Source organism: Chloracidobacterium sp., assembly GCA_016711345.1.
In the GTDB taxonomy this organism is placed as follows: Bacteria; Acidobacteriota; Blastocatellia; order Pyrinomonadales; family Pyrinomonadaceae; genus OLB17.
Genome location: JADJTD010000001.1, coordinates 3,225,785 through 3,252,312 on the forward strand (window position 1 = coordinate 3,225,785; position 26,528 = coordinate 3,252,312).

At 49.4% G+C, this 26,528-nt stretch carries 24 protein-coding genes; 22 read left to right on the forward strand and 2 right to left on the reverse strand.

Annotated features, from left to right (window positions below; genetic code table 11):
- Positions 1 to 95 precede the first annotated feature (95 nt).
- The 22 genes from accB to IPL32_13540 all read left to right on the forward strand — a co-directional run bounded on the left by accB (position 96) and on the right by IPL32_13540 (position 22,678).
- Complete coding sequence (gene accB / locus IPL32_13435; GenBank protein MBK8466826.1) at positions 96 to 551, forward strand: acetyl-CoA carboxylase biotin carboxyl carrier protein; 456 nt, start codon at positions 96 to 98, stop codon at positions 549 to 551.
- Positions 552 to 648: 97 nt separating this feature from the next.
- Complete coding sequence (accC, locus tag IPL32_13440; protein ID MBK8466827.1) at positions 649 to 2,007, forward strand: acetyl-CoA carboxylase biotin carboxylase subunit; 1,359 nt, start codon at positions 649 to 651, stop codon at positions 2,005 to 2,007.
- A gap of 171 nt (positions 2,008 to 2,178) precedes the next feature.
- Positions 2,179 to 2,448, forward strand: coding sequence for a 30S ribosomal protein S15 (gene rpsO / locus IPL32_13445; GenBank protein MBK8466828.1), 270 nt, complete (start codon positions 2,179 to 2,181; stop codon positions 2,446 to 2,448).
- 230 nt (positions 2,449 to 2,678) lie between these two features.
- Positions 2,679 to 4,802: a polyribonucleotide nucleotidyltransferase gene (pnp, locus tag IPL32_13450; protein MBK8466829.1), complete on the forward strand. Its 2,124-nt coding sequence runs from the start codon at positions 2,679 to 2,681 to the stop codon at positions 4,800 to 4,802.
- A 405-nt stretch (positions 4,803 to 5,207) separates the two neighbouring features.
- Complete coding sequence (locus tag IPL32_13455; protein MBK8466830.1) at positions 5,208 to 5,840, forward strand: PEP-CTERM sorting domain-containing protein; 633 nt, start codon at positions 5,208 to 5,210, stop codon at positions 5,838 to 5,840.
- A 61-nt stretch (positions 5,841 to 5,901) separates the two neighbouring features.
- Positions 5,902 to 6,828, forward strand: a complete 927-nt coding sequence (locus tag IPL32_13460; protein ID MBK8466831.1) for a hypothetical protein — start codon at positions 5,902 to 5,904, stop codon at positions 6,826 to 6,828.
- Between the two features lie 129 nt (positions 6,829 to 6,957).
- Entirely contained in the window at positions 6,958 to 7,740 is a 783-nt protein-coding gene (locus IPL32_13465; protein MBK8466832.1) for an RHS repeat-associated core domain-containing protein, read from the forward strand.
- Positions 7,740 to 8,093, forward strand: coding sequence for a hypothetical protein (locus IPL32_13470; GenBank protein MBK8466833.1), 354 nt, complete (start codon positions 7,740 to 7,742; stop codon positions 8,091 to 8,093). The genes IPL32_13465 and IPL32_13470 overlap by 1 nt, the downstream gene beginning before the upstream one ends.
- 445 nt (positions 8,094 to 8,538) lie before the next feature.
- Positions 8,539 to 8,736 (forward strand): type II toxin-antitoxin system VapB family antitoxin, encoded by a 198-nt coding sequence (locus IPL32_13475; protein ID MBK8466834.1) that lies wholly within the window; start codon positions 8,539 to 8,541, stop codon positions 8,734 to 8,736.
- Complete coding sequence (locus IPL32_13480) at positions 8,733 to 9,125, forward strand: PIN domain nuclease (protein ID MBK8466835.1); 393 nt, start codon at positions 8,733 to 8,735, stop codon at positions 9,123 to 9,125. Before IPL32_13475 ends, IPL32_13480 begins: the two co-directional genes overlap by 4 nt.
- Positions 9,126 to 9,885: 760 nt before the next feature.
- Positions 9,886 to 11,274: a glycine--tRNA ligase gene (locus IPL32_13485; GenBank protein MBK8466836.1), complete on the forward strand. Its 1,389-nt coding sequence runs from the start codon at positions 9,886 to 9,888 to the stop codon at positions 11,272 to 11,274.
- A 10-nt stretch (positions 11,275 to 11,284) separates the two neighbouring features.
- A complete protein-coding gene (locus IPL32_13490; GenBank protein MBK8466837.1) occupies positions 11,285 to 12,394 on the forward strand; it encodes a DUF4118 domain-containing protein in 1,110 nt (369 codons plus the stop codon).
- Complete coding sequence (locus IPL32_13495; protein ID MBK8466838.1) at positions 12,394 to 13,092, forward strand: response regulator transcription factor; 699 nt, start codon at positions 12,394 to 12,396, stop codon at positions 13,090 to 13,092. The genes IPL32_13490 and IPL32_13495 overlap by 1 nt, the downstream gene beginning before the upstream one ends.
- An 80-nt stretch (positions 13,093 to 13,172) precedes the next feature.
- Positions 13,173 to 13,481, forward strand: coding sequence for a hypothetical protein (locus IPL32_13500; GenBank protein ID MBK8466839.1), 309 nt, complete (start codon positions 13,173 to 13,175; stop codon positions 13,479 to 13,481).
- 802 nt (positions 13,482 to 14,283) lie between these two features.
- Entirely contained in the window at positions 14,284 to 14,556 is a 273-nt protein-coding gene (locus IPL32_13505) for a hypothetical protein (protein MBK8466840.1), read from the forward strand.
- A 35-nt stretch (positions 14,557 to 14,591) separates the two neighbouring features.
- The gene (locus tag IPL32_13510) at positions 14,592 to 15,299 is read left to right on the forward strand and encodes a hypothetical protein (GenBank protein MBK8466841.1); all 708 of its coding nucleotides are present in this window, start codon (positions 14,592 to 14,594) and stop codon (positions 15,297 to 15,299) included.
- A 121-nt stretch (positions 15,300 to 15,420) separates the two neighbouring features.
- Positions 15,421 to 15,510, forward strand: coding sequence for a K(+)-transporting ATPase subunit F (kdpF, locus tag IPL32_13515; protein ID MBK8466842.1), 90 nt, complete (start codon positions 15,421 to 15,423; stop codon positions 15,508 to 15,510).
- Positions 15,511 to 15,514: 4 nt separating this feature from the next.
- Positions 15,515 to 17,317: a potassium-transporting ATPase subunit KdpA gene (kdpA, locus tag IPL32_13520; GenBank protein ID MBK8466843.1), complete on the forward strand. Its 1,803-nt coding sequence runs from the start codon at positions 15,515 to 15,517 to the stop codon at positions 17,315 to 17,317.
- 42 nt (positions 17,318 to 17,359) lie between these two features.
- A complete protein-coding gene (gene kdpB, locus IPL32_13525; GenBank protein ID MBK8466844.1) occupies positions 17,360 to 19,405 on the forward strand; it encodes a potassium-transporting ATPase subunit KdpB in 2,046 nt (681 codons plus the stop codon).
- Positions 19,406 to 19,412: 7 nt separating this feature from the next.
- Positions 19,413 to 19,988 (forward strand): potassium-transporting ATPase subunit KdpC, encoded by a 576-nt coding sequence (kdpC, locus tag IPL32_13530; protein MBK8466845.1) that lies wholly within the window; start codon positions 19,413 to 19,415, stop codon positions 19,986 to 19,988.
- Between the two features lie 40 nt (positions 19,989 to 20,028).
- Complete coding sequence (locus IPL32_13535) at positions 20,029 to 21,180, forward strand: universal stress protein (GenBank protein MBK8466846.1); 1,152 nt, start codon at positions 20,029 to 20,031, stop codon at positions 21,178 to 21,180.
- A gap of 112 nt (positions 21,181 to 21,292) precedes the next feature.
- Positions 21,293 to 22,678 (forward strand): HD domain-containing protein, encoded by a 1,386-nt coding sequence (locus IPL32_13540; protein MBK8466847.1) that lies wholly within the window; start codon positions 21,293 to 21,295, stop codon positions 22,676 to 22,678.
- Between the two features lie 73 nt (positions 22,679 to 22,751).
- Here IPL32_13540 and rpoD read toward each other — a convergent pair whose 3' ends face one another.
- Both rpoD and IPL32_13550 read right to left on the reverse strand, forming a co-directional pair.
- Positions 22,752 to 24,482, reverse strand: coding sequence for an RNA polymerase sigma factor RpoD (rpoD, locus tag IPL32_13545; protein ID MBK8466848.1), 1,731 nt, complete (start codon positions 24,480 to 24,482; stop codon positions 22,752 to 22,754).
- Positions 24,483 to 24,603: 121 nt separating this feature from the next.
- Entirely contained in the window at positions 24,604 to 26,454 is a 1,851-nt protein-coding gene (locus IPL32_13550) for a DNA primase (protein MBK8466849.1), read from the reverse strand.
- Positions 26,455 to 26,528: the final 74 nt, after the last annotated feature.

A 26,528-nucleotide genomic window follows, 5' to 3' on the forward strand; every position in this document is an offset into this window, starting at 1 on the left:
CTTCGGCTAAAGCAAAAGACGAGAATCTAGTGGTTGAGAAAAAAAGTAACAGTGGCACCGCAAAAGTAAAAAAGATGGCAGAACCGTCCTTTAACATGGAGGAGTTACGTGCCCTCGCGGAGCTTGTCAACGAAAGCGGCTTTACGGATTTTGAGTTTGAGAACGAGAACATTCGCGTTCGCCTAAGCAAGATGACCGGTGTACCCATGCAGGCAGCGCCTGTTGCCGCATCGGTTTCTTCTGCTCCTGCTCCCGTGGCATCTGCTTCGGCTGCAACGGCGCCTGTCATTGAAACTGCTGATGAGGATGCGGGACTCTTTAAGATCACTTCGCCTATTGTCGGAACATTCTATCGCTCGCCCGGCCCGGACAAGGATTCATATGTAAGCGAAGGCAGTAGCGTTTCGCCGGAAACGACTGTTTGTATTGTGGAAGCGATGAAGTTGATGAACGAGATACAGGCTGAGGTCTCGGGCACAGTTGTAAAAATTTACGTCGAGAACGGCCAGCCCGTCGAATACGGTCAGCCGCTTTTTGGGATAAAGAAATAGTCCAAAGTCCAAAAGTCCAACGTCCAATGTCAAAGCCGGCTCAGGTCGTCTGCAAAGATTTTGGACCTTGGACTTTACACTTTATACACACTAGTTTATGCGTGAGATTAAGAAAATCCTGATCGCAAATCGCGGTGAGATCGCTTGCCGGATCATTTGGACGTGCAAGGAGATGGGCATCAAGACCGTCGCCGTACATTCTGAAGCCGACCGCGAAGCTCTCCATGTCCGATATGCCGACGAAGCTCTCTGCATTGGTCCGGCGCAGTCGGCCGAAAGCTACCTCAATATTCCTGCGATCATAAGCGCTGCCGAGATAACAAATGCCGACGCCATTCATCCTGGTTACGGATTTTTGGCTGAGTCGGCAACGTTCGCAAAAATTTGTGAAGATTGCAATATCAAATTTATCGGGCCGCGACCGGATGTTATCGCGATGATGGGCGACAAGGTCGAGGCCCGACGAACTATGACCGCAGCCGGCGTTCCTATTCTGCCGGGAAGTCCCGATCCTATCGAATCTGCGGACGAAGCTAAGAAGCTGGTTAGTGAGATCGGCTATCCTGTAATTATTAAGGCAGCAGCCGGCGGCGGCGGACGCGGAATGCGTATTGTCCGAAAAGAAGAAGAACTTGCCAACGCACTCGAAACCGCACAGACCGAAGCCTTGGCCGCGTTTAAGAACGGAGCCGTTTATATTGAAAGATATATCGAGCGTCCGCGGCACATTGAAATACAGGTCTTAGCTGATGAACACGGCAACACGATCTCACTAGGCGAACGCGAATGCACGATCCAGCGTCGTCATCAAAAACTTCTTGAAGAAGCGCCGTCGCCTGTCATCACTCAAGAACAAAGAGAAAAAATGGGAGCGGTTGCGGTAAAGGCTTGCAAAAAGATCGGTTACTCCAGCGCGGGAACATTTGAATTTTTGCTCGACGAAGACGGCAGTTTTTACTTCATGGAAATGAACACGCGAATCCAGGTCGAGCATCCCGTCACCGAAATGGTGACGCTTGCCGATATCGTTCGCAACCAGATAAGGATCGCCACCGGCGAGGATATCGGTTACACGCAGGAAGATGTTCAGATCGTCGGCCATTCGATCGAGTGCCGTATCAATGCCGAGGATCCTGTCAAATTTACGCCGAGCCCCGGCAAGATCACCGCATTCAATATTCCCGGCGGGCCGGGCGTTCGCGTCGATACGGCAGTTTATCCGGGCTATGTGGTTCCGCCGTATTATGATTCGATGATCGCAAAATTGATCGTCCATGCGAGGACACGCGAATTGGCGATCGCTCGTATGCAGCGAGCCCTCGATATGATGGTCGTCGAAGGGATCAAAACGACGATCCCGCTGCATCGAAAGATCATGGCGGACGAGAATTTCCAGAAAGGAAATTTCTCAACGAAGTTCATGGAAGAATTCAAATACGATCTGACGGATAGTTAAAGGAAGAGTGTTTTTAGAAAGTTGATAGATAAAGGTTAATAGTGGATAATTAAACAGATCACTCTTAACCAATAAGTTAGTAGTTTTCAGTAAAAAACAATTTTGTGGTTACCGCTTTTTTACCAGCGGAGTTACTGCAAGCAGAAGGAGAGGCCGAATAAGCTAGACAGAATGGCAACAGTAAAAGAACTAAAAGAACAGATAGTAGGCGACTACAAAACCCATACCTCAGATACGGGTTCGTCTCAGGTGCAGATAGCGTTGCTGACGCAGCGTATTAACGAATTAACGGAACACTTCAAGATACACAAAAAAGACAATAATTCCCGACGCGGACTGCTTGTAATGGTCTCTCGTCGAAGGAAATTGCTTGATTACCTCAAGCGTCGTGATATTAACGAATATCATGAGATCATTAAGAAATTAGGATTGAGAAGATAATTTGTTTATAGGCCTTATGAGTCTTATAGGACTCGTAGGTCTTATTAGAGAGTCGCTTCGGGCTTGTTAGAAAAAGAGATCTTCGCGAAGAATTTGCCGCTCGGTTGCTGAACGTGACAGCACAAAACGCCGACGGACAAAAGAAGATCATCACTAAAACCATTAGTTTTTCAAAGACGAAAGGGCTTCACGGCATGCTCTTTCGTCTTTGTTTTTTTAGAGGATAAATAATGACAAAAAAATATTTAAGTGAATCGATCAAACTTGGTAACCAAGAATTGGTCGTCGAAACAGGCAAGGTTGCCAAACAGGCCGATGGTTCGGTCGTAATTCGCTACGGCGATACAATGCTGCTCGTTGCTGCAGTAAGTGCCCGCACCGCAAAGGAAGGGCTTGATTTTTTTCCGCTCACGGTCGAATATCGTGAAAATTCGTTCGCCGCCGGACGCATTCCCGGAAACTACTTCCGCCGCGAGGGACGCCCTTCAGAGAAGGAAGTTCTCACCTGCCGCATGATCGACCGCCCGGTGCGACCGCTCTTCGCAGATGGCTATCGTTTTGAAACGCAGATCGTAGCCTCGGTCATATCATCCGATGCGGAGAACGATCCGGACGTGATCGCGATCACAGGAGCGTCGTGCGCTCTTTACCTTTCGGATATTCCTTTTGAGAATCCGATCGCGGGAGTTCGTATCGGTTTGATCGACGGCAAGTACCTGATCAATCCGACCTTTGACGAACGCCGTGAATCTGAACTCGACCTCATCGTTGCAGGTACCGAAGAAGCGATCTGCATGGTCGAATGCGAAGCTCAAGAGGTCAATGAGACCATCATGGTCGAGGCTCTAATGCTTGGCCATCGTGAGATCAAACGTCTTTGCCTCTGGCAGAAAGAACTCGGCAAGGCACTTAAGATCAAGAAGCGCGTGTTTGAAGTACCTGCTTTGGATAAGCATATCGTCACCGACGTTGAAAAGACCTGGACTGACAAACTGCGTAAGGCACTTGATTCAACTGGCCGCGACAAGATCGAGGTCTATGCTGGTCTCGATGCGTTAAAGAAAGAGGTCGTCGAAAGCTATCCCGAAGACGATCCGGGCGCACGTGCGACCGCTGGCAAAGCCTTTGGACAGCTCAAAGAAAAGATCTTCCGCGAGGACATGCTTGGCAACAAGCGTCGTCCCGATGGACGAAAGTTCTCTGAGATCCGTCCGATCAATTGCGAGGTCGGCTGGCTGCCGCGTGTTCACGGCTCTGCGTTATTCACGCGAGGCGAAACACAGGCGATAGTCACTTCTACTCTTGGAACGAAACAAGACGGGCAGTTCATGGACGATCTTGAGAACGGTACTATCGATCGCCGGTTCATGCTCCACTATAATTTCCCGCCGTATTCGGTCGGTGAAACTGGTCGTTTCGGCGGAACGTCACGTCGCGAAACAGGTCACGGAAACCTCGCTCGCCGTGCGATCTTGTCGGTATTGCCCGATGAGAAAGATTTCCCTTACACGATCCGCATTGTTTCGGACATTACGGAGTCCAACGGTTCTTCGTCGATGGCTTCGGTTTGCGGCGGCATTTTGAGTCTGATGGACGCGGGTGTTCCGATCAAGAAGCCGGTTGCCGGCGTTGCGATGGGACTCGTCATGGAAGGCAATCGTTACGCGATCCTTTCGGACATCGCCGGTGCGGAAGATCACTACGGCGACATGGACTTTAAAGTAACCGGAACTGCCGACGGCATCACCGCTTTGCAGATGGACATCAAGATCGGCGGCATTAACGCGATGATATTGCAGGAAGCTTTGGAGCAGGCAAAGAAAGGCCGTATCCATATTCTGGACATCATGACCAAGACGATCGGCGAGCCGCGCGAAGATATTTCGCAGTATGCTCCTCGTATCATCACGATGCAGATCAATCCTGAGAAGATCCGCGACGTTATCGGTAAAGGCGGTTCGGTCATTCGTTCGATCACCGAGGAAACCGGTGCGAAGATCGACATCGACGATGATGGAACGATCTCTATCGCATCAGCCGACGGCGAAGCCGCACAGGCCGCGATTGCTCGCATCAAAGCCCTGACTGCGGAGGCTGAGATCGGTGAGACGTATCTAGGTACGGTTTCGCGTATCGTAGATTTCGGAGCGTTCGTTGAAATTATTCCTGGACTAGATGGCCTGCTGCATATTTCTGAGATCTCAGATCGCCGCGTTCGCGACGTTCGCGACGAACTCAAGGAAGGCCAGCAGATCATGGTCAAATGTATCGGTAAGGAAGGCAACAAGATCAAGCTTTCGCGCAAAGCCATCCTCTCCGAAGAAAAAGCAAAGGATGCACCTGAAGAGGAATAATTGATGCAGAAGCCTGCGCGTTGGCAAGGGGTTTACACTCAATGTTGAATGTTAAACCCTTACTAAAGTGCGGGTCTCCGCACTTATATTAATTAGGAAAACACAGCCGGTTATCACTATTTTGTGATAACCGGCTTTTTATTTCTTCTTCATAAAAAAATAATTAAAAATAAATCCAATATTCCTGGAATCGAAGGTGGATTGAACATTTTCTCCCCTTGAAATTTGGTAAATTGTGCAATTTGGAAGGTCCGGCCCAAAAAAAATAAAAAAAGCGTGCATTTTAGTTGCAACTTTGATATGGTTTTAGGACTGCCCCAAAAATCAATTTCGACAGTGAGTGCCAACCGAACTGTGAAAGCGTAATCGTTTTCGCCCAGATACCGTTTGAGTCAGGTTACAGACATGAGAAATATTAACTTTAGGGTAGTCCTTTCAGCCACAATAGTGGCTTCGGTCTTGGCAGGTTTTACAACCAGCATCAACGCGGCTCCGGTCCGTTTTGATCAAGTTGTTCAGGTCATAAATGCGCGTCCCGGCAAATCCGGAACGGGTTCGCTCACGCAGCTCAAAGTTGCGGGCGACTATTCGTTCCTTTTCGGTGACGACGATGACGATAAGAAAAAAGGCACTGCTCCCCAAGACGGCCGCGTTATAACGGAGACCAAAAGCGACATAGTCAAAGACGATGTCTGCGATTGCGAAGAACCGGATCACGAGCGTCGCGGTTTTCCAAAATGGGCTCTGTTAGGATTAGCTGCGATACCCATCGCGTTCATTCTTATCAAAGACGATGACGATAAGACGCCGACACCCACGCCGTCTGTTCCTGTGACGCCATCACAGACACCGACACCGCACACGCCGTCGATGACACCTACTCCGATGACACCTCCGCCATCGCCGACTCCGCCGCAGCCTGTGCCGGAACCGGTCACGATCCTGCTCTTTGGAACAGGCTTGGCATCGATCGGACTCGCCGCTCGCCGCAAGTACGGCAAGAAGGGAATTGGCGAAACTGAAGACGAGGACAAATAGATTCATATCGATCAGCGGGCGAATGTAGAATGCTCTTCGCTCAAATGATGAGGAAATAAAAATGCGAGTAATCAGATACAATTTTCTTTTCGTGCTTGGGTTAATGTTAACGCTTGGCATATCGACAGCGTTGGCTAGCGGTGATAAAGATTCGAAAAAGCGGCCCAAAGGAATGGGCACGCTTAGCGTCAGAACGACGCCAGATGCACTTCCCGTTATCGTTGACGGACAGCAAGTCGGCATGAGCGGGGTTGGAACTGCGGCTGAATTTTATCTTCTTCCGGGCTTTCACACGGTCGAAGTAACCGGCCCTGACGGCAAAGTTTGGAAGGATGAGATCGAGATCCGCCGCGACGGCAAGACATGTATTTGTCTAAAACTGGTGCGCGAAACGATCAACACGCCTTGTCCTTACCGCTTTCATATCGAAGGCCCGGACAAAGTAATGGACGGCGATCTGGTTACATTTGCCGCGATCAATTCCGGCACTGCACCGATACCGCTCCGCTACGACTGGAAAGTTTCGAATGGCAAGATCACGAGCGGACTCGGCACGCCGACCATAACGGTGGACACGACGGGAATGGGCAGCGGAACGATCGACGCCGAACTCGACGTCAACGACGACACTTATGACAATAAATGCCGTCAGGTGATCTCGGTTCCGACAGAGGTCGGCAAATTGCCGCCTGCACCGACACCATTCAGATGCGACGAGTTTGAACCCGGCAATCGCGATCAGGACAAAGCACGCCTCGACAACTGCGTGATCCAGGTCCAGAACACACCCGACGCACAGATGTACGTCATCATCTATCCGGGAGCAAAAAACCCATATGACCGAACGGCGAAATTCTACCTCGACTACATGGTAAGAAGCCGCGGCATGGACCCGGCAAGAATTAGAATGGTCCGAGGCGAACCTCGAAATAAGACCAACGTAGTCATCTGGGTCGTTCCACCCGGAGCAACTCCGCCGGTTCCGTGAACGGACATAGTTTTTTCAAGGGAAAAAAAAGGACGCATCTTCGGATGCGTTCTTTTTTGTTGTCAGGTGATGTCGTGACGTGTATTATCGAAACGGTTTGCTGAAAGGACAAACTTTAGATATTGGGTGATGAGCGGATATCATTTCTTGCAGGACCATCTTGGTTCGACGGTGGCGGTGACTAGTTCGGATGGGAGCGTTAACGAGGTGAACAGCTACGATTCGTTTGGGAATCCGTCGAATTCTTCGTTCTCGACGCGGTATCAGTTTACGGGGCGGGAGTTTGATTCGTTTAGCGGTCTGCAATACAGCCGTGCCAGATTCTACGACCCCCAAATAGGCCGCTTCATCTCCGAAGACCCGATCGGCTTCGCCGGCGGTGATGTGAATCTGTATGGGTATGTTTGGAATGATCCACTTAACTTTATTGATCCATTTGGGTTAGACGGTGGTCCTCTTAATTACTTTCGCGATCCATTTTCTCCTGACAACTGGATGGGGAACGGACTTTCCAACACGCTTTCCGATTTGCTGGGCTTAGACGATGTGGCTCGGTGGTCTTGGGATTTAGGTGACCACTCGCAACCGAACGATGTGAGAGCTGAAGCTGCGATGAGGCTCGGAGCCAACGTCGCTCTCAACATCATTGGGGGAGGGACTGTCTGTAGATATTTAGGGAAGGCAGGAAAATGGGTTAGATACGGCGACGAGGTACCGGTTGGACCAAACTTCCGCGGTGCACCGTTCGGAAATCGGAAAGGGGGTATAGGCCAGTTTCCTCATTATCACCGTCAAGGTCCGAAATATACTAAGGGAAAGAGAAAAGGAGAATCAATGCCAGGTCAGGGTATGGGACGACATCGTCCCTTTGAGAGCCATCCATCTGACAATTGGTTTTTTGATAGATTTTGATGAAATTACCAATAATCATAGCTGAAGGTTTGGATGTAGAGTTTTTCTACGCGATAAATGACGCGCAGATCGAGATGGAGCCAATCGATATTCGGGATGGAATCTACAAGGTTTTTGATGCCGGAGGTCAAAGACTCGATCCTGTGCCAGATGATTCGCCTTATGTTGGGGCTGAAATAATTGAAACGGGCGAAGATCACTCCCATCAACTTACTGAGCTTTTATTTGATTTCTATGAATATCTTGGACTTAATCCCGAAATCTTAAAAAAAATGGAATTGGCTCAGTTGATCGAAATCGGCAAATTGTTCTTTTTCAAGAATTTTAGAAAGCATCACCCCAGACAGACATAGAACATAGAACAATCGGTAGAACAATCGGTGTCAGGCCTGCGATATTGCGATTTTTTTGATTTCTTCTAGAGATCTTTTGCGATACCATTGCCACACTCGAGAATTGACGAAACGCACTCCTGACCCCGGTCTTTTCAGCTCCGTTAGGGGCGATATGTTTGTAGCACCGAACAAAAATCCGACATAGCTCCGTAGGAGCGGCATTTGCTGTAATTATTAGCTATATGTCGCCCCTAACGGGGCTGGTACTAAAAATTCAATCGCCCTTACTACAAACATTTGTCTCCTACGGAGACAGATAATCGATCATTTAGACATTTCCTATTATTTTTGCCACCTTCAGCGACAGGGATAATTGACGACGAGTCTCGGCCCGTCTCTTTTTATTGACATCATCATATTAAGAAACTTATGATGTGTATAAGAGGTGGAAAATATACACATCATGAGAACGAATATCGAGATCGACGATAAGTTGATGAAAGACACGCTAAAAGTTACCGGATTAAAAACAAAACGCGAGGCGGTCGAGCTTGGGCTCGAGACAATCTTGCGTTTGAAACGGCAGGAACGGGAAGCGAAAAAGCTACGAGGCAAACTGCATTGGGAAGGAGATCTGGAAGAAATGAGGCTTGATAGATGATTGTCGTCGATTCTAGCGTCTGGATCGACTATTTTGGACAGGTCGATAAGCCACATACTACTAAGCTGCAAAGTATTTTGGGTGTCGAACAAATCGCTGTTGGCGATTTGATCATGACTGAGGTGCTGCAAGGGTATAGTCGGGAGAACGAGTTCGACGCGGCACTTAAAGTTCTTACTGGATTTGATTTGATTGTGGTTGGCGGCCAAAGAGTTTCTATCGAATCGGCGAAAAACTATGTTCGTTTACGTTCGCTAGGGTTCACCGTTAGAAAAACTATTGATGCTTTGATCGCGACACGATGCATTCTAAGCGGCTATAAGCTGCTTCACAACGACCGCGACTTCCTACCATTCGAGAAACACCTGGGCCTTAAATGTGTTCATTGATCACTTTTTTCCACTTCTAAGACCTCTAAACGGGAAATTGGCGGAATCCGAACCATTTTCATCAGAAAGTCGTATCAAATCGAGAAAGCTACGCCGTTTCGAGAAGTTAAATAACCGTGGAAATGAAAATACCGGTGTAAGCTCCGCGATCTTTCGATGTTTCACCTGGGCAAAAATCATCTACGGTTGACACGCGGTGTATAATGGTTAGCTTGATGGTTCTTTGACAAAACACGTGTTGACTCGGTTGCGAGAGACGTAAGGCTGATTTGGGTGCGAATATTTTTTTGTGAAAAAGAAAACACGCGTCGTTGTTAAGTAGGGTTGACCATGCTGTCCCAAAAAGCGTTCCAAGCGTCCCAAACGGTGGGACAACTTAGCCCAATGGTCTAAGATTACTGTTTACAGTAGTTTAGCTGTAAATTCGCTCCACGGGGAAAAGGAAAAAGTTTTTTTCCGAAATGCTGAAATCTGGTCAAAAAAAGTGATGTTAACTGCAATGATTACAACAGTTAGACCGTTCCAATGCGAAGTGGAACGTTTTGGAACGAAAAAAACGGTGGGACAGTGGGACAGGTCGATTTTAGAGTTTAGATTCGGATATGGGATTGCGGGTTTGAGGAAGAACCTTGTGGCACGGAGATAGAGCAACATAGTCTTCATCACTGTTGTTGACCTATTTTCGGTCGCATAAGGTGCCCTAATTGGAAATGCACGTTTGGAAGCGTTAAACTTGCACTTTTCACTGTTATCTATTTATATGTCTGCACCAAACATTGAAACTATTGTATCGCTGTCCAAGCGTCGCGGGTTTGTTTATCCGGCATCGGATATTTATGGCGGGCTTGGCTCGTCTTGGGATTACGGGCCGCTGGGCGTTGAGCTGGCAAATAACATCAAGAAAAGCTGGTGGAACTGGCTTGTCTATGAACGCGACGATATTGAGGGTGTCGATTCGTCGATCATACAGAATCGGCTTGTCTGGAAATACTCCGGCCACGAAGACACGTTCAGCGATCCGTTGGTCGATTGCCGCGATTGCAACTCGCGTCTGCGACAGGACAAGCTCGACACGAACGCTGACGGCAAGCACCTTTGTTCAAGCTGCGGTTCGACAAATCTGACCGACCCGCGCGATTTTAATCTGATGTTTCGCACAACGGTCGGAGCGGCTTCGGCGGATGACGACCCGACGGCTTTGGCATATCTCAGACCGGAAACCGCGCAGGGAATTTTTGTTAATTTCAAAAATGTGCTCGACACTTCGCGTCGCAAACTGCCGTTCGGCATCGCGCAGATCGGCAAAGCCTTTCGCAACGAGGTTACGCCCGGCAATTTCATTTTCCGAACGCGTGAATTCGAACAGATGGAGGTAGAGTATTTTTGCCGTCCCGAGTCTGCTCCGCAAATTCACCAGGATTGGATCGATGCTTACGGTGTATGGCTCGATTCGCTTGGAATTGCACGTGAGAACATTAAACACTACGAACAAACAAAGGAGGAGCTTGCGCATTATTCAGACAGGACGGTCGATTTTCTCTATCGGTTTTTTCCGGAGCGTGAAGATGAAGATAAGCAATTCGATGAGCTGCTCGGAATTGCAAACCGTACTGATTATGACTTGCGAGTCCACTCGAAAAAGCCTGAAGATGCCGAGGGAAAACGCATCAATCCTGACTCGACTGAGGACCTGTCGTATTTTGATCCGCAGACAAACGAAAGGTTCTATCCTTATTGCATAGAGCCGTCGATCGGCGTCAACCGCACCTTGCTCGCAGTGATGATGGACGCGTACACCGAAAAAACAAACGACAAAGGCGAGGTCCGCGTTATTCTACAACTCAAACCTGCACTAGCCCCGATCAAGGTTGCCGTTCTGCCGCTTGCAAAAAATAACGACGAGATCGTTACGCTGGCTAAGAAGTTGAAACGAGAATTGCAGCCTTCGATGCGAGCCGTTTACGACGACACCGGCGGCATCGGCAAGCTCTACGCCCGCCAAGACGAAGTCGGCACACCATTCTGCGTAACCGTCGATCATGAGTCGCTAGTCGATAACGCCGTCACCGTCCGCGACCGCGACACTTGGGAACAGGAACGGGTGGGCGTCGATGCCTTAAAAGAGTATTTGCAGAAGCGGCTGCAATAAAACTGCGGCAATGGCGAAGGGCGTTTTTACATCAAAACTGACGAGATTCGGCGTATCTCTGGCGGCGGTGCTTTTGCTCGCGGTGCTGTTGATCGAGTTGCGCGACACGGTTAATTCGACCACCGTTGCCCTGGTATTCCTGTTGGTTGTTCTAGCTGCTGCGACCTTTTTTGGGCGAAACCCTGCTCTTCTGGCGTCGTTTGTTGCGATGCTATGTTTTAACTATTTTTTTCTGCCGCCGGTGCACACCTGGACGATATCTGATCCGCAGAATCTCGTCGCGTGGGCGGCGTTCACGCTGACGGCTCTTATCGCCGGTGAACTGTCGGCGTATGCGCAGCGACGAGCACGAGAGTCTGAGCGGCTTTTCGAGGAATTGCAGGCGGCGTTCAAAACGGCGACCCAGGCTGAGGCATTGCGGCAAAGCGAAAAGCTGAAATCGGCTTTGCTTGATGCTGTTACTCACGATCTGCGAACGCCGCTGACGTCTATTAAGGCTTCGGTCACCACATTGCTTGACAGTGAAGGCGGCCATCGGACGATTGAACTAGACGGATCGGGCCGCAGCGAATTTCTGAATATAATTAATGAAGAAACGGACCGGCTCAATGGCTTCATCGAAGGTATGGTCCAACTGGCACGCGTTGAGGCAGGTTCGGTAGACACGACAGGAGCTCTTGCCAATGTCGAAGAGATTATCACCATCGCCCTGGAGCGCGCAGAACGGGTAATCGCGAAACATCACATGGTGCTAAATCTCGAACTGGAATTGCCTCTTATCCGCGTCGATGCGCGGGCCATAGCCGAAGTGGTCTATAATCTCGTCGAGAACGCCGCGAAATATTCGCCGCCTGATACGACGATCACGATTTCGGCGCAATCGCACGGCAATAGCGTTGTGATCTCCGTCATGGACGAAGGCAAGGGAATTCCGGTAGAAATGCGGGATAGAGTATTTGAGAAGTTTGTTCGAATCGAAGGCGAATCATCAGATGGACTTGGTCTGGGGCTTGCCATTGCCCGCGGTATTGTCGAGGCTCAGAAAGGCAAGATCGAGATCAAATCAGGTGCGAATGACATCGGTACAAAAGTTACGCTGACGCTGCCGATAGGAGAGTAATGAGCGAGCCGCAAAAAGTTCTGGTTGTCGATGACGAACCGCAGATCACGCGTGTTTTGCGTCATAGCCTCACCGCCCATCGCTACGACGTTCGCACGGCTGCCGACGGCGTCTCGGCTCTCGACACGTTTCGCGACTGGCATCCCGATCTGATAATTACCGACCTGCAAATGCCGGAAATGGACGGTATCGAATTCTGCCGAGAGGTGCGGAAGGTTTCTACGCTGCCGATCATCGTGCTATCCGTAAAGGGCGAAGAGCGGACAAAGGTCAGGGCTCTCGACGCGGGAGCCGACGATTATGTAGTAAAGCCGTTCGGCATTGACGAGCTTCTCGCGCGCGTTCGCGCAGCCTTGAGACGTTCGCCTGAGGTTAATGGCGATACCGAAACGGAACTTGCTGATGGTGACTTTCACATTGATCTTTCTACACGCGAGGTCTCGGTCGCTGGCGTGTCGATACATCTCACGCCGAAAGAATTCGACTTGCTCGTATTCCTATTTCGCAACCGGAACAAGGTCGTCACCCACCGCGCAATTCTCACTGCCGTTTGGGGAGGCAACTCCGGTGAGCAAAATGAATATCTCCGCGTCTTTGTCGGGCAGCTTCGCAAAAAGATCGAAAAAGATCCGTCACAGCCGCTTTACCTCCGCACCGAACCCTGGGTCGGCTATAGATTTGACTCTTCACCATCGTAAAAATCTTTACGAACTTTTTATAAAACCCTTACTCACTCCTTAGTTTCTTCCCATTAACGTTGTTGTGTAGGCGGCGTTTAATGCTGCTTAAAACAGTAATGAGACACGGGATCAAACAACAAGCATTGGTGGAGGCGGCCCGTTCACTGCCGAGCGTGAAAAGGATTGTGCGAAAGAAGGTACTAAGCCCGCTCGTGTGCTCCGTACTGGCTTCGTTCGGAATATTCGGCGGCATTTCGTCGCTATTTGTTGGTGTCGTTTGCGTGGTGATCCATGGATTAGTTTCGGGCGACGGTGTATTCGACAGCGTCGGCACGGTCCTGTTGATCGTGGCGATACCGATGATCTTGATCGGGGCGATCTTTCTGGACAAGATCGAAAGAAACTAACAGGCAAACAAATACGCGGAGTTCTTACAGGATACATCGAAAATAAATATTTACGAACCTTTTATGACTCTTTTACCCGTTCCTTATTGTTTGGCTCGCACTCTATTTTTGGACGTGGGCTGTTCAGCAAAACCGCTCATGACCAAGGATGATATGTAAATGTCCACACTAATTCAGTCAAATTCACATTCATATTATAGGGAGAAAAAGATGCCGGTACCGGCTGTCCATTTCAATCTTAAAAAAAAGAGTTTAGCAATCCGATGGAGTTCAATGTTTGGCATATTCTTTGGGTTGGCGGGTCTTTTCCTGAGTGTATCTTCTCAGCTCGGGATTACGAGTTCTTACCAATATCTCGACAATCTGGGAGCCTTGTTTCTCGTGACCGCTTGTCTGGTGTCCTCCTTCGCAGCGCGCAGTTTCGATAAGGCACACGAGGCCGGAAATGGTAAGGCGTAACTGTGGATGTTTTCGCGCTTTGAACTTGATTCTTCACCATTTTTTCGACCCAACGAACCTCTGCACGGGTCAGCCTATTCAGAATCACCACCCATTAGGACGGTTCGACGGAAAAAGGCCGGTGTGTGGGCTGGCAGGTATGGAGTTTGCAATATTAATTGGCGGAACGGTTGGGAAATATGGAAATTTACGAATTATTTATGGATCTTTTGCTCCAAACTTACGAACCTCGTCGTAATCTGATTTTGGAAATGAAGTTGGCGAACAATAGCCTGTCATGACCAGGGATGATAAAGAGATGAGGACCATATATTTGCCAAAAACATTGTATACGGAAAGGAAGGTGTCTGGAACTGCACTCGAAACAACGCTTTTACGTTGGAAAATGACCTTTGTGTTCAGCTCGGCCCTCGGTGGAATCACCGGTCTCGTGGGAACAGTGATCGGCACGCTTTCTTTGTTGAGGCTATTAAGCGATTACCATCGGGTTGAGAATTTTGGAACCGTATTGTTAGTGGTCGCCTTTCCCCTTCTTATTTTAGCGGCACATAGCATCGATAAAGCACACGAGGCGGAAAAGTCGATGACGATGGTGCGTACCGGTTGGAATATGTAGCGATCGCGCGGAAAGCGTGGTCTAAGGAAATTACAATGAAAACAATATTATTATTATCGGCTTTTTTGACAATTTGTATATTCAGCTTCGCAGCGAATGCACAGCAGACGATCTTTAATGTGCCGACGACCGATGTTCTCGATCGCGGCAAGGTATATCTCGAATTGGATGCGTCGTTCAAGGTCAACGATCAAGAAGCGTTGAGTAAATTTTCGAGCTTTGTGCCGCGAGTCGTCGTTGGCGTCGGCGGCAATGTCGAAGTCGGCATTAATCTGACAGGCAATGTTCAGCCGGGCAGTGATTCGACGACCTTCGTGCCGACCGTGAAGTGGAAGTTTTTCGAGAATAAGAAGAAAGACACTGCCCTTGTAGCAGGCACCAATTTCTATATTCCTGTGCGAAACCGTACATACAATATAGGGACTTATTCGTATCTTGCACTAAGCAAGACGATCAATAAGACGCGTCTTACGGGGGGCGGATATGTCGCCAGCAAGAATGTGTTTGCCGCGGATGCGGTTCGCGCCGGCGGACAGTTCGGAATTGAACAGACGGTGAACAGCAAATTCTCGGTTGCTGCCGATTGGATAACCGGAAAGCATGCCAGCGGCTATTTCACGCCCGGCGTGATCTTCAAACCGACTTCGAAGGTGACGACGTACTGGGCGTATTCGATCGGCAACACTGCTGCGGCTGATGGCAATCACTATTTCCTGTTCGAGCTTGGCTATAACTTTAATTGACTTGATTGAGAGGTGTTGAAATGTTGGATTTAGTTTTTGTTGGTGTGATCATCGGATTCTTCCTGCTTGCAATGGCGTATCTCGTAGGTTGCGACAGATTGAAGAAGGGAGAGAAAAGCGAATGAATTGGGAAACTATTTTGGCGCTAATTTGTACGGGATTGTTGTTGATCTATTTGGTTTACGCGCTGCTGCGCCCTGAAAGATTTTAATATCATGACTACTAATGGAATTTTACAGATACTTCTGTTTTTCTTCGTTCTTACAATACTCGCAAAGCCGGTGGGCATCTATCTGCTCAAGGTTTATAACGGTGAGAGGACGATACTCAGCATCATTTTCGCGCCCGTAGAGCGTCTTCTTTATGCGATCACGCGAGTTGATTCGTCAGGCGAGATGAACTGGAAGCAATACGGTATCGCCATGCTGCTTTTCAGCCTGGTATCATCGCTCGCTCTCTACGCGGTCCAGCGGCTTCAGTTCTATTTGCCGCTCAACACGCAGGAGTTTGCGGGCCCGTCTGAACACTCGTCGTTCAACACGGCCGTTTCATTTGTCACTAACACCAATTGGCAAAGTTACGTGGGCGAGACGACTATGAGCTATTACACGCAGATGACCGGCCTCGCCCTGCAGAACTTTCTCTCGGCCGCGGTAGGCATGGCGTTAGCCATTGTGTTCATTCGCGGAATCGCTCGTTTCGAGACTGACAAACTCGGCAATTTCTGGGTTGATCTCGTTCGCGGAACATTGTATGTGCTGTTGCCGCTGTCCTTCGTTGCCGCAATCTTTTTCGTATCACAAGGTGTTGTCCAGAATTTCAAGGCCTATGACACTGCCCGATTAACCGACTCATTTGTCGTACAGGTGGACAAAAAAGACGATGATGGAAACGTCATTACTGATGAAGCCGGTGAGAATGTCAAAGAAGACAGCACGATCGATACGCAGACGATCGCCCAAGGACCAGTGGCATCACAGCTGGCTATCAAAATGCTTGGCACGAATGGCGGTGGATTTTTTAACGCAAATTCTGCGCATCCGTTTGAGAACCCGACGCCGTTTTCGAATTTTATTCAGATGCTGCTGATCTTCCTCATTCCGGCCGGATTTACGTACACGCTCGGACGGATGGTCAAGTCGCAGGGGCACGGTTGGGCAGTATTTGGAGCAATGTCATTCCTCTTTCTTGCCGGTACATTTATAACTTACGGCGCGGAATCGCGAGGTAATCCGCTTTACCCCGTTTCAGTTAACCAAACTGTCGTTGGGGGAAACTTCGAGGGAAAGGAAACGCGATTCGGCGTTGCAAATTCAGCGTTGTTCGCTACGGTTACCACGGACGCGTCTTGCGGTGCCGTCAATTCGATGCACGACAGTTTTACCCCGATCGGAGGTATGGTGCTTCTCGTGAACATTATGCTCGGCGAAGTGGTTTTCGGGGGTGTCGGCGCGGGGATGTATGGAATTCTCGTGATGATCATCCTTACGGTCTTTCTCGCTGGGTTAATGGTTGGCCGCACGCCCGAGTATCTGGGCAAAAAGATCGAGGCGTACGACGTCCAAATGGGGATGTTATATATATTGATCTTCCCATTGATCATCCTTGTTTTCACCGCGATCTCGGCGGTCTCACCCGATTTCGGGTTGACATCATTGAACAATCAAGGAGCCCACGGATTGTCGGAAATCCTCTACGCCTTTACATCCGGCACTGGCAATAACGGCTCTGCATTTGCCGGAATAAGTGCCAATACCCTTTGGTATAACACAACACTCGGCATAGCTATGCTCGTAGGAAGGTTCTTTATGATCATTCCGATGCTGGCGATAGCCGGTAACCTTGCGAGCAAGAAAACCGTGCCGGCAACTCTCGGGACATTTCCGGTGAATACACCGTTATTCGCTGTTTTGCTGGTCAGTATTATATTGATCGTCGGGGCACTTACTTTTTTTCCAGTCCTAAGTCTATCTCCGATCCTGGAACATTTCCAGATGTACGCCGGACAGACGTTTTAAACGAGGAGGGCGGAAGAGCTGTTGGCTCTCCAATAAAAGAAAATGAAAAAAGCAATTTCAATTTGGGATCGAAGCATTATTACTCAGGCGCTGATCGATGCGATCAGAAAACTCAACCCCCGGAGAATGCTAAAAAATCCGGTGATGTTCGTGGTCGAGGTCGGTGCCGCATTTTTGACCTTCCGGATGATGGCCAATATGTTTATGCCGGCGACTGTAACGGGCTTTGAACTGCAGATCACGCTGTGGCTTTGGTTCACAGTGTTTTTTGCAAACTTTGCAGAGGCAATGGCCGAGGGCCGCGGCAAGGCACAGGCCGACACGCTACGTAAATCAAGAACCGAGACGAGCGCAAAACTGCTGAAGAACGGCGGCAGTATTGCCGAAACGGTTGTGGCGACCAAACTCCGCGTCGGCGATATAGTCTACGTGGAGGCTGGCGAATTTATCCCAGGTGACGGTGAGGTTGTCGAAGGCGTCGCTAGCGTGGACGAATCGGCGATCACGGGCGAATCGGCGCCTGTCATTCGCGAGTCGGGTGGCGACCGTTCGGCTGTAACAGGCGGCACGCGCGTTTTGTCCGATTGGATCAAGGTTAAAATCACCTCCAATCCGGGTGAGACATTTATCGATCGCATGATCGCCCTTGTTGAAGGTGCGTCGAGACAGAAAACACCTAACGAGATCGCTCTGAATATCTTGCTTGCCGGCTTGACCATTGTTTTCTTACTTGCGGTCGTAACATTACAACCTTTTGCGATCTATTCGAACTCGCCGCAAACTATATTCGTGTTGGTTTCGCTGCTTGTATGCCTTATTCCCACTACGATCGGAGGACTACTGTCGGCGATCGGTATTGCGGGTATGGACCGGCTCGTCCAGCATAATGTTTTGGCGATGTCCGGTCGGGCTGTGGAAGCTGCGGGCGACGTTAACACGCTCCTGCTCGATAAAACTGGAACGATAACTCTTGGAAATCGTCAGGCAGCTGAGTTCATTCCGCTCAAAGGAGTTTCCGCTGAAACGTTCGCTGACGCTGCGCAACTCTCTTCGCTTGCAGATGAGACACCTGAGGGGCGATCCATCATCGTTTTTGCAAAGGAAATGTATGGGTTACGCGGTCGTGAGGTCGGTGAGCTTTCCAATAGCCAGGCGGAGTTTATCCCTTTTACCGCTCAGACTCGTATGTCGGGTGTAAATCTAGACGGGCGTCAGATCCGGAAAGGCGCGGTTGATGCTATTGAGAAATACGTATTAAGCGGAGGTCAGCAATCGCCGGCCGAACTTCGTGAGGTTGTAGAGAGAATTGCAAAAGCGGGCGGAACGCCGCTCGTCGTTGCCGACAATTTCAAACCGCTTGGTGTGATCTATCTTAAGGATATAGTCAAGAGCGGCATGCGGGAGCGATTTAACGAGCTTCGGAAGATGGGTATCAAAACGGTGATGATCACGGGTGACAATCCGCTCACTGCTGCGTCAATAGCAAATGAGGCGGGCGTTGACGATTTTCTCGCAGAGGCAACGCCCGAGGACAAGATGGCTCTCATCAAACGCGAGCAAGCCGAAGGGAAGCTCGTCGCCATGACTGGTGACGGAACAAACGATGCCCCAGCGCTCGCACAGGCTGATGTGGGCGTAGCAATGAACACTGGCACTCAAGCAGCCAAAGAGGCCGGTAATATGGTCGATCTCGACAGCAACCCTACAAAGCTGATCGAGGTTGTCGCTATCGGCAAGCAGCTTCTGATGACACGCGGAGCTCTGACGACCTTCTCAATCGCCAATGACGTTGCAAAATATTTCGCAATAATTCCGGCCATGTTCGCTGCGACATTTCCGGTTCTCAATACGCTCAACATCATGGGGTTGAAGACGCCGCAATCGGCGATATTATCGGCTGTTATTTTTAATGCGTTGGTAATTATTGCCTTGATCCCGTTGGCTCTGAAAGGTGTAAAATATCGCCCGATGTCGGCTTCGTCCCTATTGCAGAGAAACTTATTGATCTACGGACTCGGCGGCATAATCGCACCATTCATCGGAATTAAACTGGTTGACATGGTTATTACAGCACTAGGATTGGCTTAATAAATATATGAAAAACATAACTACATCTGTGTTACTGATCCTTGTATTTACTGTCTCTCTCGGTATTCTCTATCCGCTCGCGGTTTGGGGTGTGAGTCAGGTCATATTCCCGAACCAGGCAAATGGGTCGCTCATTAGAAATGCGAAAGGTGAGATCGTGGGCTCGGAACTCATCGGGCAGAATTTTACTTCTGCTCAGTATTTCCACTCGCGTCCGAGCGCCGCTGGCAACGGATATGACGCCGGCGCTTCAAGCGGTTCGAATTTGGGCCCGACGAGCAAGAAGTTGATCGATCGTATTAAGGCGGATACGGAAGCGCTACAGACGGAAAATCTAAACGCTCGCGTGCCAGCCGACCTTGTGACAACTAGCGCGTCTGGGCTTGACCCGCATATTTCACCGGCCGGGGCGGAATTTCAGATCCCACGAATTGCCAAAGAACGTGGACTTAGTGAGTCGGCATTACGTGAAGTGGTCGCAAAATTTAACGAAGAGCGACAACTGGGCTTTCTCGGGGAGCCTCGAGTCAATGTCTTAAAGTTGAATATTGAACTCGACAGACAAAAACCGGTATCAAAATAATCACAAATACGGTATGTTTGTAGACACCGAGATCACAGAAATGCCAAATCGCGATGGCAATCGTCCAACTCCAGAATCGCTACTGAAAATGCTTCAAGAGAGCGAGCGGGCAAAGCTTCGTGTTTATATAGGGGCAGCCGCGGGAGTTGGTAAAACCTACAAGATGCTCGAAGACGCACATCAACTAAAGGAACAGGGCATTGATGTAGTAATTGCGGCTATCGAGACGCATGGGCGCGTTGAAACCGAGGAACAGATCAAAGATCTCGAGAGGGTGCCTTTACAAAAAATTGAATACCGCGGCAATTGGTTTGAGGAAATGGACCTGGACGCTGTGATCGCCCGCCGTCCCGCAGTTGCAATTGTTGATGAGCTTGCACATACAAATATCGAGGGCGCTAAAAATACCAAGCGTTACAAAGATGTATTGGAGCTTTTAGAAAATGGGATATCCGTCATTACTGCCGTAAATATTCAGCACATTGAGTCTTTAAACGACATAATTACCCGCACCACCGGTGTAAACGTGCGTGAAACGGTGCCTGACTGCTTTTTTAATCGTGCCGATGAAGTGATCGATGTCGATGTTTCAATAGACACACTGCGAACACGCCTCCGACAGGGGAAAATTTACTCGGTTGAGAAGATCGAACAGGCCCTGAATAATTTTTTTCGGAAAGGAAATCTTGCCGCGTTGCGAGAGTTGGCTCTGCGGCAGGTCGCTCAGCAACAAGCAACAAAAGATCAAGAGTACCGTGAACGAGAGGGACTCGAAAACGCGGTTATTCCAGAGAAAGTCATGGTTTGTATGGCATCGCGCGGCAGCGCAAAAAGGATACTCCGCACGGGAGCTAGGATCGCCGGACGATTTGCTAATGAGGACTGGACGGCAGTTTATGTCGAGACCCCTAAGGAAGAACCTGGACGTATCACACCTGAGGTATATGCCGCCCTACAGGAGAATATCCGGTTTGCGGAGACGCTTGGTGCTAGGGTCGTAAAGCTCAAATCAAATAATGTCGCCGATGCATTGCTTCAATATGCTCGTGAAAACAGCATTACCCATGTAATCTTCGGTCAATCCGCCCGCTCACGCTGGCAGATTCTATTGAAAGGCTCTGTTATCAACCGATTTCTTCGCGAGGTCCAAGATGCGGCTGTTCACATCATCCCGTTGGATAAAAAAGAGTAGATTCCTGTCTTTTAGTGCTCGAATAGGGCTGTTACCTTTGCCTGGATTCATGATGTGGGGCAAAATTGTAGTTCGTTTGAGAATGCGCAATCTTCAAGAAAATTTAGTCAAATTGGCCGATTACGTTCGTAAATCGGGCGGGCGGGCAATGCTTGTCGGCGGGTGTGTTCGCGACGAGCTAATGGGCGTCGAGCCGAAGGATTGGGATGTTGAGGTGTACGGCGTTCAGTCTGAAAAGCTGCGCGAGATACTGGATGCATTCATAGTTACAGCGGGCATTGCGGGCGAAGTGAATGTTGTTGGCGAGGCGTTTGCAGTTTATAAGCTAGGAAATAATCTTGATGTTTCTATTCCCAGACGCGAACGTAAAAACGCACGCGGGCATCGCGGCTTTGTTGTCGAAGGCGATCCTGAAATGTCCTTTGAGGACGCATGCCGCCGCCGGGATTTTACGATAAACGCGATCTTGAAAGATATCATGACGGGCGAGATCATCGATCCATTTGAAGGGCGAGCCGACCTTGAACGTAAAGTCCTGAAGATGGTCGATGGCATCACATTTGGCGAAGACAGTTTGCGGGTTCTTCGTGCCGCACAGTTTGCGGCGAGATTTGAATTCGATATTGACGCGGACACGGTTGATCTTTGCAAAACCATTGATGTTACCGATCTCCCGAAAGAACGTGTCTGGGGCGAGTTTGAGAAACTTTTGCTGCAGGCGCAGCAGCCGTCGATCGGGTTGAAGTGGCTTTACGATCTTCGCGTTGTCGAACAAATATTTCCAGAGATGCAGGCACTCGTTGGTGTTCCTCAAGAACCTGAATGGCATCCCGAGGGCGATGTTGATGTTCACACGCTGATGGTTGTCGATGAAGCTCGAAAACTCATCGACGAACTCGATCACGCACGAAAAGTTGCAGTCATGCTCGGAGCCTTGGCGCATGATTTTGGCAAACCGCCAACGACAGAATTTATTGATGGGAAAATGCGTTCGCGAGGCCATGACGAAGCGGGCGTCGAGCCGACTTTGTCTTTCCTCGATACGCTCGGCATTTTTACTCTCGGCGGCTTTGATGTTCGCGAGCAGGTCGTTCAGCTTGTTCGCTATCATTTAAAGCCCGGTGAATATTACAAGGCAAAATCACCGGTCGGCGACGGAGCGTTTCGCCGTCTCGCACGAAAGGTCGAGGCCGATTTGCTCTATCGTGTCGCAAAGGCTGATTCGCTTGGCCGCAATCCGGATTGGCTGCCCGTGGAGAAACGATTTGGCTCGGAGGCCCAAGAGTGGTTCATCGAGAAAGTGCGTGAACTACAGATTGAGAGTAAAGCTCCCGATCCAATTCTGATGGGCCGTCATTTGATCGAATTAGGAATGGAACCATCGCCCGAATTCAAGAAAATTCTCGATACAGTTTATGAACTACAACTTGATGGGAAGGTGACGGATCTAGAGGGAGCTATCCAACACGTTTCCTTGTCTAGAAACGAAAATATGTAATGCAGATTAGGTTTGAAGTTAGGAGAAAAAAACCGGCAGAGCTAATCAACCGGTTTTTATCTTTATACCAAATTTAGGGTTGCTTTCCTTCCAAAAATGCCTTTAGACGCCGTGACCGGGAAGGGTGACGAAGCTTTCTAAGGGCCTTTGCCTCGATCTGGCGGATTCGTTCGCGGGTGACCGCGAAGTGCTGTCCGACCTCTTCGAGAGTATGTTCGGAACCCGTGTTGCCGAGTCCGAAACGCATCTTGATGACCTTTTCCTCGCGCGGAGTGAGTGTTGCAAGAACTTCATCCGTTATCTCACGTAAATTCGAGAAAGTGACTGATTCTGCTGGGTTTAGGATCGACTTGTCCTCGATGAAATCACCTAAGTGTGAATCTTCTTCTTCACCGATAGGCGTTTCGAGCGAGATCGGTTCCTGAGCTATCTTTAGAACCTTTCGCACCTTGGAGACAGGGATGTCCATCCGCTTCGCGATCTCTTCGCTCGTGGGTTCGCGGCCAAGTTCCTGAACAAGCAGACGCGATGTGCGGATGAGCTTGTTGATCGTCTCGATCATGTGGACCGGAATACGGATCGTTCTCGCCTGATCGGCGATGGCTCGGGTGATCGCCTGCCTGATCCACCAGGTTGCGTAGGTCGAGAACTTATAACCGCGACGCCACTCGAACTTATCGACGGCCTTCATCAAACCGATGTTGCCTTCCTGAATAAGGTCGAGGAACTGCAAACCGCGGTTAGTGTATTTCTTAGCGATAGAAACGACGAGACGAAGGTTGGCTTCGACAAGCTCACGTTTTGCCTTGTTGGTATCAAATTCGCCGACGCTGATCGTCTGGTATGAACGCTTGATCTCGACAACCGGAAGATGATATTTCTCTTCAATCTCAGTCAAAACGGCGCGAGACTCAGCGATCTTGGCTTTTAGGACTTTCTTTTCGGGTGCCGCCGGTTTTTTATCAAGCTTATCTTGATTCCTCTTAATCGATCGCTCAGCCTTTCGAATTTCCTCAACGACCTTGCGAATGGCGGCGATCAATACTTGCCGCGAGCGTTCGGTGATATTGAGATTCTTGATCTCCTGAGCGATATCGAGTCGCAAACGGGCAGTCTTTCGACGCAAGGTTCGCAGGCGTTTTGATTTCTTGCCCGCCGCCTTTTCCTGTTCTTTGACAAGAGCAACCCAAGATTTTAATGCTTCTTTGAAATTGCCGCGGATGCTTTCGATGCCTTCGATCGTCCAGCGAAGATACTCTTCGGCCTTATCCTCTTCTATGGAGATCTCAGCCTGTTCGGAGAATACGACCGTCTCACGAATGCTGGCCTTTCCGGCAGCAAGGTCCGTACCGATCTGAAGCAGACGTTCCACTGCGATAGGTGATCTCGAAATTGCTTTATGGGTCTTGATCTGGCCGCGTTCGATACGCTTTGCGATTACGACCTCGCCTTCACGGTTGAGAAGAGGCACGACACCCATCTCACGAAGGTATAGTCGAACAGGATCGTTGGACTTATCCAAAACACCGGCCGAGAGGTCAAGATCAAGATCATCCTCATCGGCTGTTTCTTCTTCCTCGTCATCAAGTGCCAGAGTCTGCGCACGCTCGATGAGTTGGGCGTCAGTTTCGGTAACTGAAATATTGGCCCCTTCGAGCCGTTCTAAAACATCCTCGATGTCGTCAGACGACAGCATGTTTTCCGGGAGTTCGCGATGGAGTTGATCGAGGCTCAGCCCCTTTTTTCGCCGACCGAGGGCAACCAGGCGATCTACTAGGTCTTCTTTTTCGTCGTAATCAGGCATATTTCTATAAAAAGCGTTAGATTAAAATGTCGGTTAAATCGTTGTTCGTTATATGTTTACTACGTCCAAAACACGCCAAATGTTCAATATAGCGGCGATGAGCATAAAAACGGTAAGTATATCACAACTCAGTGATTCGACGCTGAAGTTCACGGCGTATTTTTTCAAGCTCAAGCTGCTCAAAGGTAAGCTGGTTAAAAAGCTCGGTATCATTAGCACTCTCAGCCAACGTCGCTTCGCGGCTGATCTCCATGATTCGGTTAGTGATAGCCATGTTTCTCAAGCTGAAAACGCAATTCTCGGCCTGATGCAAAACATCATCGATCGCATCATCTTTTTCACGCCGCGGCTTGCCGGCGAGCAATTCGCGGGCAAGCTCCAGAGAAGTGTCATCATCACCAATATGTTCAAGAAGCGTCGGGATATCGATCCCTTGCTGTGCCTCACGAGCCGCCATAAATGCAGCGAAGAGTTCGGCAGCGGCAACATTCTCGTAATCACTCGGCTCAAGCTGTGGCAGGATAATATCCTGCAGCTCGCGGTCGAAGATCAGCAGTTCAAGTAAACGGCGTTCGGCGACGGTGATCTTTGCACGGGCTGCGCGGGAAATTTTTTGCGTGATGTTCGGCGTTGGCACGTGATCGATATTCTTGAGCGAGGTCCACAATTCACGCCGCAGGCCAGCGTCCTCGATTTGGAAAAACGTCATCGCCTGATCGAAACTCTCACGGCGTTGAATATTATTTCTGATCGCCGATATCAAGGGCAGGAAATCTTCGATAGCGTCAGCCTTATGTTTTGCATTGTTGAGATTGCGGTCTTTGACCGATGCATCGAGAGCAAAACGAAGAAAACCGGCGGCCTTGCCGCGTCTTTCATTGTAGGCTTCGGCGCCGTTCTCGCGTATGAAATCGTCAGGGTCCTTACCGTCAGGCAACACCAGCACTTTGATGTCGAATTCCTGCGGCAGAAGATGCTCGATAGCACGCCGAGCAGCTTTAATGCCTGCCGAATCGCCGTCGTAATTAATAACTATCCGGTCAGTAAAACGGTGCAGAAGTTTTGCCTGCTGATCTGTAAAGGCTGTTCCAAGGCTCGCGGCAACATTGGTAACGCCGAATTGATAAAGCGCGATCAGGTCGAGATAGCCTTCGACAAGGATCGCGAATTTCTTTTGACGAATGTCGTTTTTCGATTGGAAAAGCCCGTAAAGATGGTTGCCCTTTGTGTAAGCGGGCGTTTCGGGTGAGTTCAGGTATTTCGGTTCGTCCGAACCCATTGCTCGGGCACCAAAAGCTATCGCGTTGCCGTTGACATCCAGAACCGGGAACATGATCCGCCCGCGAAAGCGGTCAAAAACACGATCTTTTTCTTCATTTACCGAGACAAGGCCGCTTTGCTCAATGAGTTTCTCATCAACATTCCTTTCGCGAAGCAGATTGAGCAGTCCGTCCCATTTATCAGGTGAAAAGCCAATGTGAAACGCCCTTTGCGTTTCTTCAGAGATGCCGCGTTTTTCCAGATACTCACGAGCCGCTTTAGCCTTGGCGTTTTTGGCTTGCAGCTCGGTTTCCCAGAATTCGAGGGCGATCTTGTTCAGCTCGACTATCTCGTCGGCGACTTTTTTCTTCTCTTCTTTCTTCTTTTTGTTGATCTCGTAGTTTTGATCGTCAATCGGTTCGGGCAGCATCACGCCGGAGATCTCGGCGACGCGTTTTATCGCTTCGGGGAAGTTTAGCCCTTCTATTTCCATCAAAAAGTTATAAACGCTGCCACCTTTGCCGCAGCCAAAGCATTTGTAAAATCCTTTCGACGGATTGACCGAGAACGATGGCGTCTTTTCCTGATGAAATGGACAACACGCCATCCAATTCGCCCCTTTCTTCTTCAGATCTTGCGCATACGGCTGTATTATCCGCACAATGTCTGCACGGTTTTTAAGATCGTCAATGAAATATTGGTCGTAGAGCATTCCTCAGTTAATGCGTTCACATCGTCCCAAACGGCTGTCCCAACGTGGGACACTTTGGGACAGCTCTTGGGACA

What these genes read in the sequence shown, in the direction of transcription:
- accB (MBK8466826.1), top strand. Translation starts at nt 96, where the DNA reads ATGGAGGAGTTACGTGCCCTCGCGGAGCTTGTCAACGAAAGCGGCTTT.
- accC (MBK8466827.1), top strand. Translation starts at nt 649, where the DNA reads ATGCGTGAGATTAAGAAAATCCTGATCGCAAATCGCGGTGAGATCGCT.
- rpsO (MBK8466828.1), top strand. Translation starts at nt 2,179, where the DNA reads ATGGCAACAGTAAAAGAACTAAAAGAACAGATAGTAGGCGACTACAAA.
- pnp (MBK8466829.1), top strand. Translation starts at nt 2,679, where the DNA reads ATGACAAAAAAATATTTAAGTGAATCGATCAAACTTGGTAACCAAGAA.
- IPL32_13455 (MBK8466830.1), top strand. Translation starts at nt 5,208, where the DNA reads ATGAGAAATATTAACTTTAGGGTAGTCCTTTCAGCCACAATAGTGGCT.
- IPL32_13460 (MBK8466831.1), top strand. Translation starts at nt 5,902, where the DNA reads ATGCGAGTAATCAGATACAATTTTCTTTTCGTGCTTGGGTTAATGTTA.
- IPL32_13465 (MBK8466832.1), top strand. Translation starts at nt 6,958, where the DNA reads ATGAGCGGATATCATTTCTTGCAGGACCATCTTGGTTCGACGGTGGCG.
- IPL32_13470 (MBK8466833.1), top strand. Translation starts at nt 7,740, where the DNA reads ATGAAATTACCAATAATCATAGCTGAAGGTTTGGATGTAGAGTTTTTC.
- IPL32_13475 (MBK8466834.1), top strand. Translation starts at nt 8,539, where the DNA reads ATGAGAACGAATATCGAGATCGACGATAAGTTGATGAAAGACACGCTA.
- IPL32_13480 (MBK8466835.1), top strand. Translation starts at nt 8,733, where the DNA reads ATGATTGTCGTCGATTCTAGCGTCTGGATCGACTATTTTGGACAGGTC.
- IPL32_13485 (MBK8466836.1), top strand. Translation starts at nt 9,886, where the DNA reads ATGTCTGCACCAAACATTGAAACTATTGTATCGCTGTCCAAGCGTCGC.
- IPL32_13490 (MBK8466837.1), top strand. Translation starts at nt 11,285, where the DNA reads ATGGCGAAGGGCGTTTTTACATCAAAACTGACGAGATTCGGCGTATCT.
- IPL32_13495 (MBK8466838.1), top strand. Translation starts at nt 12,394, where the DNA reads ATGAGCGAGCCGCAAAAAGTTCTGGTTGTCGATGACGAACCGCAGATC.
- IPL32_13500 (MBK8466839.1), top strand. Translation starts at nt 13,173, where the DNA reads ATGCTGCTTAAAACAGTAATGAGACACGGGATCAAACAACAAGCATTG.
- IPL32_13510 (MBK8466841.1), top strand. Translation starts at nt 14,592, where the DNA reads ATGAAAACAATATTATTATTATCGGCTTTTTTGACAATTTGTATATTC.
- kdpF (MBK8466842.1), top strand. Translation starts at nt 15,421, where the DNA reads ATGAATTGGGAAACTATTTTGGCGCTAATTTGTACGGGATTGTTGTTG.
- kdpA (MBK8466843.1), top strand. Translation starts at nt 15,515, where the DNA reads ATGACTACTAATGGAATTTTACAGATACTTCTGTTTTTCTTCGTTCTT.
- kdpB (MBK8466844.1), top strand. Translation starts at nt 17,360, where the DNA reads ATGAAAAAAGCAATTTCAATTTGGGATCGAAGCATTATTACTCAGGCG.
- kdpC (MBK8466845.1), top strand. Translation starts at nt 19,413, where the DNA reads ATGAAAAACATAACTACATCTGTGTTACTGATCCTTGTATTTACTGTC.
- IPL32_13535 (MBK8466846.1), top strand. Translation starts at nt 20,029, where the DNA reads ATGCCAAATCGCGATGGCAATCGTCCAACTCCAGAATCGCTACTGAAA.
- rpoD (MBK8466848.1), bottom strand. Translation starts at nt 24,482, where the DNA reads ATGCCTGATTACGACGAAAAAGAAGACCTAGTAGATCGCCTGGTTGCC.
- IPL32_13550 (MBK8466849.1), bottom strand. Translation starts at nt 26,454, where the DNA reads ATGCTCTACGACCAATATTTCATTGACGATCTTAAAAACCGTGCAGAC.